We start from the raw sequence: 12,373 nt of genomic DNA, 5'->3' as shown, positions 1-12,373 counted from the left end.
TTTTCTGCACCCGGTCTTCGCATGGGGTTTCATCACACCACACGGCGGCCGGCACCGCGTCTTCGTCAATCGCACGGATCTACCGATCGGCAGCTGGGTGCGATTCGAGCCCCTCTGCCATCGAACCGGGCCTCACGCCGAAAAGGTGACGTGCCTTCGCCGACCGCGGTCGCCATCGAGAACCGCACTTGCAGAACGTATTTCGATAGGCAAACCCGCGCTGCACCTGGTGCGGTGAACCGTCGACCTTCGCGTCTGCACCGATTCCGCACCGAGACAGTGATTGGACGAACAGGTCGTGTCAGAGGTGGACCGTGCCCCCGGTCTCAATCCCCACGTGCCCAGCTCGGCGCGAATATATGACTACATGCTCGGCGGAAAAGACAATTACGACGTCGACCGCGAGGTTGCGCACCGCATGCTCGCCATCGCGCCCGATACGAGGACGCTCGCTTGGTTTATTCGACTGTTCTTGGTCAAGGCGATCGAGATGGCAGCAACTGCCGGCGTCCGGCAGTTCATCGACCTCGGGGCCGGCATCCCCACCACGCCGAACGTCCACGAGGTCGCCCGCAAGATCGAACCCTCGGCTCGCGTCGTCTACATCGACAACGACCCGATCGTGCACGCGCACTGTGACGCATTACTGGCGCATTCGCCTGGTGTGACGGCGTTGAAGGCCGACATCCGCCTGCCCGAGGACATCATCGACCGGTTGAAGACCGGAGAGCTGATCGACTTCGGTCAACCGGTGGCCGTGCTCGCGGTCGGCGTGCTGCATTACGTGATGGACGAGGAAGACCCGTACGGGATTGCCGCGAAGTTCCGCGACCTGATGGTGCCGGGCAGCTACCTCGCTCTCACTCACGGCTCCGACGAGACGCACCCTGATTTCATCGCCCAGTCTCACGACGACACCGATGGCAGCCCGGCCCAGGTTGTATACCGCACGAAGACCCAGACCGAGGCGTTCTTCGACGGCTTCGACCTCCTCTATCCCGGTGTCGTACCCGCACAGGAATGGCTCGACGACGACCTGCCCGCCACCCGCCTGGTGATCTACGGCGGCATCGCCACCAAGCCCAATAGCGCCCACGACGCCGCCCGCCTGTAGACGGAAAGGAACGACGATGGAACAACAAGCCGCGGCACCGGCCGGCCGGGTAGCCCCTCGGGCCGGCACCGAGCGGTGTATCCCAGCGCGGCCGAGGTCGGGTAGTGACTGCGGCTGCGGCCCAGCACTGACGTTGTCGATGTGCGGGGCCGGAAAGGTCGATGCCGCTGGGCATTTGGTGGCGGTGACCTGCCCCTCACGGCTGTGCCGACCCGGTGAGCGACTACCGACCTGGGTCGCCCTGGTCGACGGCAAGATCGCCGACCATCAGGGCTGGTTCCCCGGCCACTGCCCCTGTATCGGTGCCCGCGTCATCGACGACCGACTCACCTCCCCACCGTTCGAAATCGAGAGGAAACGTTGAACCAGCCCGAAGACCGTCTGATCGCGGTCCCCGAAGATTCCGTCATCCGCGCCGCCCTGCGGACGATGATCGACCACCACATCCAGTCCATGTCCGGTCCCGCCGATCCACGCCCGGACGGGTTCCTGCTCTGGGGTGTCGCCACCACCGCGACCACCAGCAACGCCCTGGCCTGCGCGCGCATCCGGCTGCCTGCCGAAGACGAGGATTGGTCACCCATGCTCAGCGAAACACGACGGTTCCGCGCCCGGTACAGATCTCCGCGCCTGTGGGGCATAGGGATCAGCTGGTGCGGCGGCTACGAGGCCATCGCCAAACCCACCGACCAATCTCCTAAGGTCCGACTGGGCGCGCTGCTCGGATTCACGGTCGATGACTCCGAACCCGGCGTCGGGGCAATGATCTTCGATGCTTACCGCACCCAGAACGCCTGCTACATGCCCCCGCCCCGCGACGGACAACTGTTCCCGGAGTTCTACTTTTCCGACACTCGCCCCGACACCCCTGCCTGGGCATACGACTGCGCGCACGCCAGCCCCGCCGCCACCGCCTGGGGCCAAGCACTCGCACTGGACATCGAAGCCAACCACGACGCGAGAGCCGAACTGATGACCCACAGATACGACAGCATCCCACCCACACCCACACCCACTGCCCGGAACAATCGCGCATCCTTGACCATGACCGGTGAGACCGCGGCCCATCCGGCCCACGACGAACAGGGGTAGAGGTGAGCGATGACCCGCAGATGATGATCGATCTCGGCGACGTCGATCTGACACCGATCCATCGGCAGGTGCCGCCCGGTCCGCCGGAGTGGGTGCGGTGGTTTTCTCAGATGGATGCACAGCTGGCGAAGTTCGCCACCGAGACGATTCCCGCTCTGCCGCAACCGATCTGGTCGGACGAGGCCATCGAGCGGGTTGCCGAGGTCTTCGACGGCCTCTTTCCCGATATCGAAACGGTAGACGACCCAGCCAATGCCGAGATCGTCGATCAGTTCATCCGATGGCTCGGTGAGTGCTATACCCACTACTCAGACGAGACATGGTGGTACTCGACATATGGCCCCGCTCTTTACGATCCCGACGAACCCAATAAGGACGGGCCGACGACAGTCAGGTTTTGGCTGCTCTATGCTGCCGAATACGGCTTCGCCTACATCCGCGACCACTTCCGTCCCCAAGAGGAAGCCGACGGGGTCGACGACGAATACCGACGCCGTGAGCAAGCACGGATTCAGGCCGCGGCAGCGGCATTTCGACGGTTCCACAACGCACCCGATGGTCTATCCGGGCACGCGGGGTGGGACGCGTGGATAGCTCCGCACCACCAGGCGAGGCAGGTACAGGCATTCCTCGATCACATCGGATGGCCGGCGTTGCCGCCTGAGCCGTGGGATGACGCCGATCCGGACGTCGCGCGGATCGGTGGCCTTCTCACCGACTGGTTCCCCAACCGGAAGGCGATGGTGGCCGCGGACAACGCCGACCGCGCCGATCAGGTGGTGTGCTTCCTCGGCGAATGCCTGCTCCGCTACGCCGGAGCGCGTTGGTTCGACCGCCGACAATACGAGGACATGTTCGTGACTTACATGGGAGAGAAGAAGATTCTGTCGCTCTACGACGGATTCGAACCGGCCGTTGTCGCATGGCGATCAGGCGATCACCCCGACGAGATGCCGTTCTACACCTACGCAGCAGGCGAACTGCTCCCGCGGGCAGTGAAGAACTTCGCCGACATGACACGATTCGTTCAGGGACTCGCCAAGACAAGTACCCGCATCGAATAGCTCCGTGCCATGTCAGCGGTGCGCCGCCAGGTCGATCCCTACGGTTCACGGCCTGCCTCCGTCGGCACCAAGCCGTGCTCGGTGAGTTTGCTGTCCAGCTCGCGCAAGCTCATCGAGCCCGGCGCTACCCGCGCCACCGCTGTTCGCGCGTCGACTACCTCGCTCGCGAGTCGGGTCGACCCGTAGCTGATCGCGCGTGTCGTGTAGCGGCGAGGTCGTCCGGCCGCAAGCCTGGGCGTGTCACCAAGATCTTCTGCTTCGGGCGCGGTCATGCACCTGTATCCACAGGTTCGAGATGCAGCGCGGTGGTGTGGATTTCGTGCAGCCGGCCCCGTAGCTCTCGATCATCGATCAGTGCCAGCGCGTGCGGGTGATCGGTTGCGGTGGCTGACAATTTGGCGTGTTGCTGGTGCGTATACGTCCTCAGATGCTCGCGTGTGGGCGGCGGGGTTTGCGGTGCGGTGGACGCGGCTGCGCTGAACAGCATGGTCAGCGGGAATGCCCAGCATGCGTGGAGGAACCCGAAAGCGGGCCGCGTGGTTCGCTTCCACGGTGAGTAGTAGCCGGCCGAGTCCGCGATGACGGTGCCGGTGGCGGCGAGTGCGTCGTTGAGCCAGTTGTGGCTCGCTTCGTGGATGATGTCGCGGGCTAGCAGGTAGGGATCACCGGTGTAGTCGAGGAACACGGTGCCGGGCAGTCGGCTAATGGTCCAGCTGTCGAGGGTGCCGGTGGGATCTTTGGCTTGCAGCAGGCATACGACGGGAGCGTGTCTGCTGACGAGAGCACCGAACCCGCAGTCGTGGGCTATGTCGAGTGCCTCGCTGGTCAACCTCGTCAATTGTGTTGACGCTGGTTGTGTTTCGGGTGAGAGCAGGTAGTAAGGGGTTTCGGCCAGTTCCGAGCGCAGCAGCAACTGCGCCGGCGGAGCTTGGATGACGGTCGGTCCGTGAGTCGTCGATTCGAGCCACCGCTGTGGCGCCTTGGTGAATGAGTCGCGATACCACCGGAATTGTCGGCTGTCGCGTTGGCGGGCGGCGTGTTCGGCGCCTTCGAGGCAGTGGTGGGCCAGGGCGTAGGCGAGCGCGGGGTGAGTGAGGTCCAGAGGTGACGTGGTGGTGGCGTGGAGGGTGGCGCCGATGCTTTGGGTGCGGGTTCGGTGCAGTTCGGTGATGGCCGGGAAGTCGAAGATCGCGGCGAGGTCGGTCACGTGAGTCCTTTCTGCCAGGCAATGGCTGCGGCGCCGCATCCCGGCGAGCGCCGCAGCCGATGCGCCCGGTGTGGCGGCACTACCGTCCGGGGGCGACCCAGCCGTCGGAGACGATGCTGGAGGTGTGGGCGGTGGTGCGGATCGCGGTGTCGTCGTCGCGGAGCTGTTGGACTGCGTCGAGGAACTCGGTCATCTCGTCGGTTGTGTTGGCCATGTGTGAAATCCGTTCTCTAGAAATCGAATACGTGTGGTCCGGTTGTGGTGCGCGGTTGTTCTCCTTTCGGTTGGTCACGGGGTGGGCTGGCGAGCGGCAGCCGGCAGCGCCGCAGTCAGTGCGTCGTGCATCTGGGCGATATCGGGGCGGTCGGCGGGGTGCTGGGCCAGCCCGGCCATCACGGCGGCGGTCAACTTCGCCGGTGCCGAGTCCGAGCGCACCGGACCGCGCAGGCGTGGGATGTCGCCGAACAGGACTCGATAGGTCAGTACCGCGAGGCTGAATACGTCGGCGGCTGCTCCCGCGGTGGCGTAATCGATCGAATACTCTGGCGGCCAGTGGATCTCGGGGCCGCGGCGGCGTGGCCCGCGTGGCGTGTCGATGAGCCGGGCTGCTCCGAGGTCGGTGACCAGGCCGCGTCGGCCGTCGATGAGGATGTTTTCCTGGTAGAGGTCTCGGTGCACGATGCCGCGCTGGTGAAGCTCGCTCAGGCCCGCGGCCACGTCTGCCAGGACAGCGAGCTCGGCAGTGATCGCCTGTGCTGTGGAGTGGCCGGGAGCGGTGGTGAGCAGGCGCAGGTTTCGGTTGGGGTAGTGCGGGATGGAGTACCAGTCGAAGTGCTCATCGTCGCCGGTTTCGAGCAGGGGAACGATGTGGCGGCTTCCGGTGGCGCGCGCGGCGAGGTCGCGTTCGTGGCGGAAGTCGCTGCGCGCGAGGCTGCGTTCGGCGGCGCTCATCTGCTGGTACCAGTAGAAGCCGTAGGCGGCGGGCCGTTCGGTCTCCGGGAGCGCGGACAGGACATGGTTGCTGCCGAATCCGGCTTTGATCACCACCGGCGCCGTTCCGCTGCGGCGGGCCAGGACCAGTGTGCTCGAGCGGGTGAAGCTGAGCAGGTCATCGATCTGCCAACCGGTAGTGGTGAGCCGGTCGAGGACCCATCGCGCGGGGTGCAGGGGATGTAATCGCATCAGCGGTGGGCTCCGATGGTGTGGGTGCGCAGGTAGTCCAGGACCTCTGCGCTGGTCTGTTCGGTTGCGGTCGGTGTCGCCAGGTTGCGCCGCCATATCGGCCGACCGGTGATCTGTGCCCAGTGCCGGCCAGCGCGCGTGTGCAGCAGCGACAGTTGCGCGGCGGTCTCGGGGCTGTCGCCGAATCGGTTGGCGGTCCTGCGGTGTTGCAGGCGGTCGCGGTTGATTGCCGGTGGTGTGGTCAGCGCGATCGTGAGGTCGGGTAGCGCGGCGACCGCGCCCGCCAGCTGGTCGAGATAGCGTTCGACGGGTTGGCCGTAGACGAGGGCAAGCAGGCACGCCGAGGACAGCAGCAGCCGGTCGGCGAGGACGTGCCCGTCGCACAGTGCCGGTGCGATGGAGTGTTTGGTGTGCAGGGTGAGGTCAGCGGTGATGGCGCCGATCGCTGTCGCTTCGGTGACCCCGGTGTGTCCGGCGCGTAGCGCTACCACGGTCCGGGTCGCCTCCAGCGAGAGCCAGGAGAACTGGCCGATGTGAGTGACGGGGACGCTGTCCTGTTCGGCACGGGTGAGAATGTGGTCGCGCAGGGTGGTTTTGCCTGCCGCAGCGGGTCCTTCGAGGGCGATGAACATGGTTGGTTCTCAGGCGGTTTGGGTGTTGTCGGCATAGAGCCAGGAGATAAATTTGCGGGCGTGGCCTCCGGTGACGTGGTGGGTGCCGTGGGTCAATTGGGAGCCGTAGAGCAGCGCGGTGCCAGCCGCTGGAGCGACCGACCAGCGGGTGCGGGGCATGGATCGAAACCAGTCCGAGGAGTTGTCGGCGCCGTCGTGGGCGAATCGCATGGCCGGGTCGTATCCATCGCCGCCGGAGCACGCCTCGTTCCATATCCGGGGATCCGACGTCGTTTCGACGAAGAAGGCCCCGCCGTGACACTGCTCGCTGATGCTGACACTGATGCCTGCGATCTGGCGTGGCCAGCATTGCGGGTTCGGGGCTATGCCATCGATGTGGGCGGTGATGTGCTGTCCGGCACCGTATTCGACGTAGGTCCACGGGCGACACGAGGTCACCGACGGCAGGGTGCGGGCCAGGATCGGACGTGCCCGGGCGAAGGCCTCCTGTAACAGTTGTTCTGCCGCTGTGGGGATTTCAGTGATTTCGAGTCGGCCGGCGGGTTCGTAGATCGACATCGCTTCAGCGGTGTCGTGGCCGGGGATCTCGTGGATCGAGGTCTTGCGGCGGGTTCCGAACACCGATCGTGTTGTGTTGGTGAGGAACTCGTCCATGATGGGGGTGAGGTCTTCGGTTTCGCGGTGGGTGAGGAATCCTTCGATGCTGCCCACCGTCAATGTCTCGGCGAGCCCGATCAGCGGCTGGGTGTGCATGGCTCCGTCCTGGTGTTGCGTTCGCGGGCGACGTCGTTGAGCTCGGTGCAGTGGTTGAGCCAGCTGATGACCGGAGCTTGTCCGAGCGGCTGGGTCCACAGCGCGCTCAACTCGGCAACCAGCGGAAATCCATACGCAATCGCCCGCTGGCTCCGCCCTCGTGGGATGCATGTCGCGGTCGTGTTGATGCTGTGTTGGTGGGCGAACGCGGAGGCGAGTCGGTGGGAGATGTCGGCGCTCCAGAGGCTCTGCTCTGTCGTGGTGGGGACGCATCCGTAGGCGTGCGCTTCGGTATCGATCCAGCAGTCGACGATCTGCTCGCTGTGGTGGCGGACGAGACAGGTTGCACAGCAGTCGGATACGCCTGCACCGCAGACACAGTTCGGTGCTCCCAGCGCTTGCCCGATCTCCGTCAGCACCCACCACGGCCTTCCGGCCAGCTCCGCGGTGGTGACCGGGCCGTATTCGGTGCGGCCGGGGCGGTGTCGGCAGCAGCTGTGGTGGGGCCGTCGCGGTCGGTGTGTCCGCATGGCGGGCTCGATGAACAGAACGTGGAAGTAGGTCAGTCGGCCGAGTAATTGGTTGATGACCAGGGCGTCCTTGCAGGTCATGGGGCATCGACCTCGCTGTTGGTCCGGGGGCAGCCGCAGCTGGTGCGGTCATCGGGTGCGTCGGTGGCCAGGTGGTGCGCCAGTGTCGTGGTGGCGAGGTCGACGTCGGCGAAGTATTGGCTCCAGTCGCTGTCTTCGGCGCGTTCGATCCGCAGGTCCAGGACCGGATACCGGCTCCCGGTGCGTGTGCAGGTCAGCTCGGCGCGACCGGCGAGGATCCGGATCGTCGGTGGCAGAGCGAGTTCAGTCGCGGTGATGGTGCGGCACAGTGCCGCGGCGATGCTCGCGTATTCCTGTGGTGTGCGTGGCAGGATCCCGACGCGACGTTCGGTGGGTTCGATACTCAGCCCGGCATATCGGTGGCCTTGGCAGCTGTCGTAGGTGATCAAATCCCAGGCGGTGGTGATCGCGTCGATCAGGGGCCAGACTCCGGGCTCGATGGCGTCACGCCAGGCCGGGTCGAGTGGATCGAGATCCTCGGCGTCGTGGACGCCGGGTTCACCGACGGTGTTGACGTTTCCGTAGGCGCTGGTCTGCAACCGCGGCTGTGCTCGTGTCGCGGCCGGGTCGCGCCAGCGCGCACGAAACCCAGCGACGTCGGTCATTGAGTTGACCTGCCGTGGTCGGGCCCGCAGGTGAGCACACCACATCGCCGACGGTTCTGCGGGCTGGGTAATCAGTGCCGCGATTCCGTCGATCAAGCGCATCCGGGAACGGCAGTACTCGTCGTCGGTGCCTGCCGCAGCGGCTTGCCGGAGTCGGGTGGCGATGCATCCGCCGCCACACGTAGTGCGGTAGCGGCAGGTCTCGCATTTGCCGGTGAGAGCGCGGCCATGTTGTAGTAGCGGCAACCTGCGTTGCGCGGCGCTGATGTCGGTCAGCTCATCCGTTCTGCCGAGTTCGGCTGCTGGCCACGGTAGTTCGTCGCAGCTCCCGATCCGCCGGTCGGGGTAGACGGTGAAGACGTGGTCGCATTTGAGGTTGGAGAAATGGCAGAACCCACTAGTCAGGCCACGTAACCGGCGAATCGTCGAGACCGCTGGTTCGAGTTTGACGCGCTTATAGATGCCGCTGCGCACCCAATGCTGCGCGGCCGTCAAGACGAACTCGGTGTACTGATCGGGGCTGATCGCCCAGGCGGGCCCGGTAGAGGACAGGGCTGCCTGCTGGGCGAGGCGGCTGACGCTCGCTCGCCGTCCTGTACTCGCGGTGGCGCGGGTGATCGCGCTGTCGAAGCACGGAACGAAGCTGATCGCATCCACCGCCTCGAATCCAGCGATATGGTCCAGCACGGTTTCCGCGCGCCCCAACACCCGTGGAGTGACGGCGGTGATGATGCCGACCTTGCGGCCGCGCAGCGCCAACCGTTCAAGTGCGGCGGCCACGCGCGGGTAGGTTTCGTGGCCGTCGTAGTCGACGCGCCACGAGTTGGCTTCGGGGTCGCCGTCGAGTGAGATCCCGATGCGCAGCTGCGGGTAGACCTCATCGAACAGGTCGAGCCAATCACTGTCGAGGCGGATCCCATTGGTTTGCATCGTGACTCGCTGCACACAGGGTTGTTCTCGCAGCTCGCCCAGCAGCTCGGCGATGTAGGGTTTGCCGGCGGTCAGCGGCTCGCCACCGTGCAGCTCGACCGCGACCGGTCGGCCGGCGAACATCTCGGTGAGCCGGGCGATGTCCTCGACACCGATGCGGGCACCGCCCGGGGATTCCTTGCGTTTCTCGAAGCAGTACAGGCAGTCGATATCGCACGTCTCGCCGCGAAGCTTGAGGATGACCGACACCGCGGTGTCGGAGTCGGTGTCGGCCAGCTCGAGATAGGACTGTGCCGGTTGTCTTTTCGTGTCTGTCATCGCCTAGTTCTCCACAAACCGTTCAGGGCAGCCGGTCACTCGACGAGCTGGCTCAGCAGCGCGCCTTGACCGGACTGAAGGATGTGCGCGGATTCCACCGCGATCCAGAAGCATTCGAATCGTGTCGGCTCGCCGTGCCCGTCGTGGTCTTCCTGGCTAGCCCAACGCTCGGGCGCGTCCTGGTCCAGCGTGAGCTCGAAGACGTGGCGGTGCTGGATCTCCCAGCGATACGGGGTCATGTCGTATTCGGTTTCGCCGAGTTTGCGCACGATCGTGAACGCGCGCAGCCCGGTTTCCTCGCGGGCCTCCCGAAGCGCGGCGTCCTCGGGTGTCTCCCCAGGGCGGACGCTGCCTGCCGGCACCTGGATACCGACCTGCTCATAGGAGTAGTCGACGTGCCGGAACACCAACAGCTTTCCGTCCCGCACGATGTAGCACAGCACCTTGTCCCGGACATCCTTGCGCGCCATCTCCACCCTCTCATCAGCCTCAGTAACGTCCGCCCTCGGCGGCATCTCGTATCCGGTCCTGACAACGTCTCCCGCATCAGTGACCGACAGGCAGCGCGGGCACCAGCGGCGCTCCCGGCTCCCCCGGGGAGCCGAGCACACTCCATCAAGCCATCCAGCCACGCGGCACTCACCATGACCGGTCATCACCTGATCGCCGTACCCGAGTGTCCACCGCTAACCGCTGGGCCAAACATGTTGCTGCACAGTAAATCTCCCAGCCGCAACCTTCTGGTGTCCGACCATCACTTTCGGCCGCGCGATATGGATCGAGTCTGCCCGGCGCCCGAGGGCTCGGCCATCCCGATCACCAGCCGTATTCGTGGACCAGCCTCGCCCCGAGAGGACAGATCCTGGACATCGATCGCGCCTCTGGTGCTAGACCGTCCGTTCGATGGACATATCGTGGACAGATGGTGCTCGCCGCACGACCCTCGGTCGATCAAATCCGCGACAACCTCAAACGGTTGCGTCAGGGACCAGGCTTGGCCCGACCGACCGTGTTGATGACCGTACTGGACGAGCCGGTGCGCCAGTTTCTGCGTCACGGCCATGACTGCGAACCCGGTTCCGCGGAGGAGATCGCGATCCTGACCGCGGCCCTGCACGCCGGCATCCATCTGCTCTCGGTCGACGAACGTGTGTATGCCGAAGTCGATTTCAACCTCGACTCACAGCATCGCTTCGCCACGCTCACCGACCGCCAGCAATCGCTGGCTCAACAGCAAAAGTGCGCCACCAAGACCGTACGCCGCCACGCAGGACGAGCTCTGGATACCCTCGCCTACCTGCTCCTGGCGCCCCAAACCAACACTCCCGCAACCCATCTCACCAACGCCTCCACCACACCGGCGCCTGCGGCGGTCTCGGCCACCGAAGAGCTCGCCCGGTTCTGGCGACTGCGCCCTGGCGCCAGGGTCGATATCGTGTGCTCGGAGATCCCGGTCCAGGAGCGGCCCGATTACGCCGCGCCTACCGATCGCAATTACCTGCGGTATGCCAAGTTCGCCGATCTGGACACGCTCATCTTCGTCCGCACCCGACTGGCACAGCTGGCCGCGACCGTCGTGGTACGTGACTTCGCACCCTCGGAGCACTACGACACCCACGCCGATGTACTCATCGTGGTCGGCGGGCCGCCGTGGAACGCAAAGTATCGAGAGTTCCTGCCCCAGTTACCTTTTCATTTCGCGCCTCACCCCCTCGGTAACGACGATCCACTGGTCGTTCCCGACCTCGACAACCTGGTGCTGGCACCGCGGTGGACAGAACGCGCCGAACTCATCGAGGACCTGGCCGTGTTCACCCGGCTCACCGTGCAGGGCACCACCGTGTTTCTCGTCGCGGGCTGTCTCACACTCGGGGTGCTCGGCGCCGCCAAGGCGCTGCTCGACCCCGCCCGCGGCCTGGCCAACATCGGCTATCTCGCCGACCGCGTCAACGACGACGACTTTGTCCTGGTGACCGAGGCACGCCGGGTCGGCGGGATCACCGACGTCGCCGACCTCTCGGTCGTCGAACCGTTGCTTTTGATGGCGCGCCGCACCGGCGAGGACTTCGGCGTCATTGTCGACAACACCAAACGATTCACCCGCCGCCACTCCGCCCACCAACGATGACCGCCGTGGATGCGATCACGGTCTACGTGGTGAACCTGGCGCGCCGACCCGATCGGCGCGCATGGATCAGCGCCCGGCTCCCACCGGATCTCCCCGCCCTCTACACCTCGGACGTCGACGACATCTTCGACGGGCACATGCTCAGCATCTCCGACCTGCACACGCGCGGAATCAAACTCTTCGACTGGCCGATCGACTCCGATAATCCCTGGTGGCAACGGCCCCTCAAATTCGGTGAAATCGGTTGCACCCTTGCCCATCTCGCCTGCTGGGCACACGCCGCCGACCACGCCGCCACCCCCTACATCCTCATCCTCGAGGACGACGCGATCCTGGCACCCGACTTCCACGCCCGCCTGCACAGCACTCTGGACCGGCTCGAACGCGGACAACTCCGGTTCGATCTGCTCTATCTGGGCCGATACCCGCTAGAACCCGACGAGCCGACCACCATTCCCGGCCTCGTACGGCCTGGCTACAGCCACTGCAGCTACGCCTACCTGCTCACCAAACCCGCGCTCACTGTCCTACTCGCCACAGCACTCGACCAGGCTGTCATACCTGTCGATGAATTCCTGCCCGCCCTATACCTACCGCACCCGCGCACCGATGTGCGTGCCCGGTTCCCAGCCCAGCTCACCGCACTGGCCCTCGACCCACCACTGGCCACACAACGCCCGAAAAGCGAAGCAGGCAGCGACACCGAAGACTCCGACTTCATCGACAGTTGACTGCGA

General features: G+C 65.3%; 14 protein-coding genes. 5 read left to right on the top strand and 9 right to left on the bottom strand.

Annotated elements, in window-relative coordinates:
• The first annotated feature begins 283 nt into the window (after nucleotides 1-283).
• From ACFYO1_RS03035 to ACFYO1_RS03025, 3 genes are all read left to right on the top strand, one after another.
• Nucleotides 284-1,114: an SAM-dependent methyltransferase gene (locus ACFYO1_RS03035; protein WP_387226594.1), complete on the top strand. Its 831-nt coding sequence runs from the start codon at nucleotides 284-286 to the stop codon at nucleotides 1,112-1,114.
• A 360-nt stretch (nucleotides 1,115-1,474) separates the two neighbouring features.
• Nucleotides 1,475-2,206: a hypothetical protein gene (locus ACFYO1_RS03030; protein ID WP_387226592.1), complete on the top strand. Its 732-nt coding sequence runs from the start codon at nucleotides 1,475-1,477 to the stop codon at nucleotides 2,204-2,206.
• A 2-nt stretch (nucleotides 2,207-2,208) separates the two neighbouring features.
• Nucleotides 2,209-3,270 carry a hypothetical protein gene (locus ACFYO1_RS03025; RefSeq protein WP_387226590.1) on the top strand — a complete coding sequence of 354 codons (1,062 nt, stop codon included), beginning with the start codon at nucleotides 2,209-2,211 and terminating at the stop codon, nucleotides 3,268-3,270.
• A 38-nt stretch (nucleotides 3,271-3,308) separates the two neighbouring features.
• On the opposite strand, the gene ACFYO1_RS03020 is transcribed toward ACFYO1_RS03025, so the two are convergent.
• From ACFYO1_RS03020 to ACFYO1_RS02980, 9 genes are all read right to left on the bottom strand, one after another.
• Nucleotides 3,309-3,542, bottom strand: a complete 234-nt coding sequence (locus ACFYO1_RS03020) for a hypothetical protein (RefSeq protein WP_387226587.1) — start codon at nucleotides 3,540-3,542, stop codon at nucleotides 3,309-3,311.
• Nucleotides 3,539-4,477 (bottom strand): aKG-HExxH-type peptide beta-hydroxylase, encoded by a 939-nt coding sequence (locus ACFYO1_RS03015; protein WP_387226585.1) that lies wholly within the window; start codon nucleotides 4,475-4,477, stop codon nucleotides 3,539-3,541. The genes ACFYO1_RS03020 and ACFYO1_RS03015 overlap by 4 nt, the downstream gene beginning before the upstream one ends.
• 79 nt (nucleotides 4,478-4,556) lie before the next feature.
• The gene (locus ACFYO1_RS03010; protein ID WP_387226583.1) at nucleotides 4,557-4,691 is read right to left on the bottom strand and encodes a hypothetical protein; all 135 of its coding nucleotides are present in this window, start codon (nucleotides 4,689-4,691) and stop codon (nucleotides 4,557-4,559) included.
• A gap of 74 nt (nucleotides 4,692-4,765) precedes the next feature.
• Nucleotides 4,766-5,659, bottom strand: a complete 894-nt coding sequence (locus ACFYO1_RS03005; RefSeq protein WP_387226581.1) for a protein kinase — start codon at nucleotides 5,657-5,659, stop codon at nucleotides 4,766-4,768.
• Nucleotides 5,659-6,291 (bottom strand): hypothetical protein, encoded by a 633-nt coding sequence (locus ACFYO1_RS03000; RefSeq protein ID WP_387226580.1) that lies wholly within the window; start codon nucleotides 6,289-6,291, stop codon nucleotides 5,659-5,661. Before ACFYO1_RS03000 ends, ACFYO1_RS03005 begins: the two co-directional genes overlap by 1 nt.
• Before the next feature lie 9 nt (nucleotides 6,292-6,300).
• Nucleotides 6,301-7,044: a hypothetical protein gene (locus ACFYO1_RS02995; protein ID WP_387226577.1), complete on the bottom strand. Its 744-nt coding sequence runs from the start codon at nucleotides 7,042-7,044 to the stop codon at nucleotides 6,301-6,303.
• The gene (locus tag ACFYO1_RS02990) at nucleotides 7,026-7,655 is read right to left on the bottom strand and encodes a hypothetical protein (protein ID WP_387226576.1); all 630 of its coding nucleotides are present in this window, start codon (nucleotides 7,653-7,655) and stop codon (nucleotides 7,026-7,028) included. Before ACFYO1_RS02990 ends, ACFYO1_RS02995 begins: the two co-directional genes overlap by 19 nt.
• Nucleotides 7,652-9,508, bottom strand: a complete 1,857-nt coding sequence (locus ACFYO1_RS02985) for a radical SAM protein (protein ID WP_387226574.1) — start codon at nucleotides 9,506-9,508, stop codon at nucleotides 7,652-7,654. Before ACFYO1_RS02985 ends, ACFYO1_RS02990 begins: the two co-directional genes overlap by 4 nt.
• 35 nt (nucleotides 9,509-9,543) lie before the next feature.
• Nucleotides 9,544-9,978, bottom strand: a complete 435-nt coding sequence (locus tag ACFYO1_RS02980) for an NUDIX domain-containing protein (protein WP_387226572.1) — start codon at nucleotides 9,976-9,978, stop codon at nucleotides 9,544-9,546.
• Nucleotides 9,979-10,430: 452 nt separating this feature from the next.
• Between ACFYO1_RS02980 and ACFYO1_RS02975 the strand changes: the two genes are divergently transcribed.
• The gene (locus ACFYO1_RS02975) at nucleotides 10,431-11,636 is read left to right on the top strand and encodes a hypothetical protein (RefSeq protein WP_387226570.1); all 1,206 of its coding nucleotides are present in this window, start codon (nucleotides 10,431-10,433) and stop codon (nucleotides 11,634-11,636) included.
• The gene (locus ACFYO1_RS02970; RefSeq protein WP_387226569.1) at nucleotides 11,633-12,367 is read left to right on the top strand and encodes a glycosyltransferase family 25 protein; all 735 of its coding nucleotides are present in this window, start codon (nucleotides 11,633-11,635) and stop codon (nucleotides 12,365-12,367) included. The genes ACFYO1_RS02975 and ACFYO1_RS02970 overlap by 4 nt, the downstream gene beginning before the upstream one ends.
• Nucleotides 12,368-12,373: the final 6 nt, after the last annotated feature.

This window comes from Nocardia sp. NPDC006044 (assembly GCF_042871115.1).
Classification (GTDB): Bacteria; Actinomycetota; Actinomycetes; order Mycobacteriales; family Mycobacteriaceae; genus Nocardia.
Note: the sequence above shows the minus strand (reverse complement) of the source record. Positions and strands in the feature narration are given on the sequence as shown.

What these genes read in the sequence shown, in the direction of transcription:
- ACFYO1_RS03020 (WP_387226587.1), bottom strand. Translation starts at nt 3,542, where the DNA reads ATGACCGCGCCCGAAGCAGAAGATCTTGGTGACACGCCCAGGCTTGCG.
- ACFYO1_RS02970 (WP_387226569.1), top strand. Translation starts at nt 11,633, where the DNA reads ATGACCGCCGTGGATGCGATCACGGTCTACGTGGTGAACCTGGCGCGC.
- ACFYO1_RS03005 (WP_387226581.1), bottom strand. Translation starts at nt 5,659, where the DNA reads ATGCGATTACATCCCCTGCACCCCGCGCGATGGGTCCTCGACCGGCTC.
- ACFYO1_RS03000 (WP_387226580.1), bottom strand. Translation starts at nt 6,291, where the DNA reads ATGTTCATCGCCCTCGAAGGACCCGCTGCGGCAGGCAAAACCACCCTG.
- ACFYO1_RS02995 (WP_387226577.1), bottom strand. Translation starts at nt 7,044, where the DNA reads ATGCACACCCAGCCGCTGATCGGGCTCGCCGAGACATTGACGGTGGGC.
- ACFYO1_RS02990 (WP_387226576.1), bottom strand. Translation starts at nt 7,655, where the DNA reads ATGACCTGCAAGGACGCCCTGGTCATCAACCAATTACTCGGCCGACTG.
- ACFYO1_RS02980 (WP_387226572.1), bottom strand. Translation starts at nt 9,978, where the DNA reads ATGGCGCGCAAGGATGTCCGGGACAAGGTGCTGTGCTACATCGTGCGG.
- ACFYO1_RS02985 (WP_387226574.1), bottom strand. Translation starts at nt 9,508, where the DNA reads ATGACAGACACGAAAAGACAACCGGCACAGTCCTATCTCGAGCTGGCC.
- ACFYO1_RS03010 (WP_387226583.1), bottom strand. Translation starts at nt 4,691, where the DNA reads ATGGCCAACACAACCGACGAGATGACCGAGTTCCTCGACGCAGTCCAA.
- ACFYO1_RS02975 (WP_387226570.1), top strand. Translation starts at nt 10,431, where the DNA reads ATGGTGCTCGCCGCACGACCCTCGGTCGATCAAATCCGCGACAACCTC.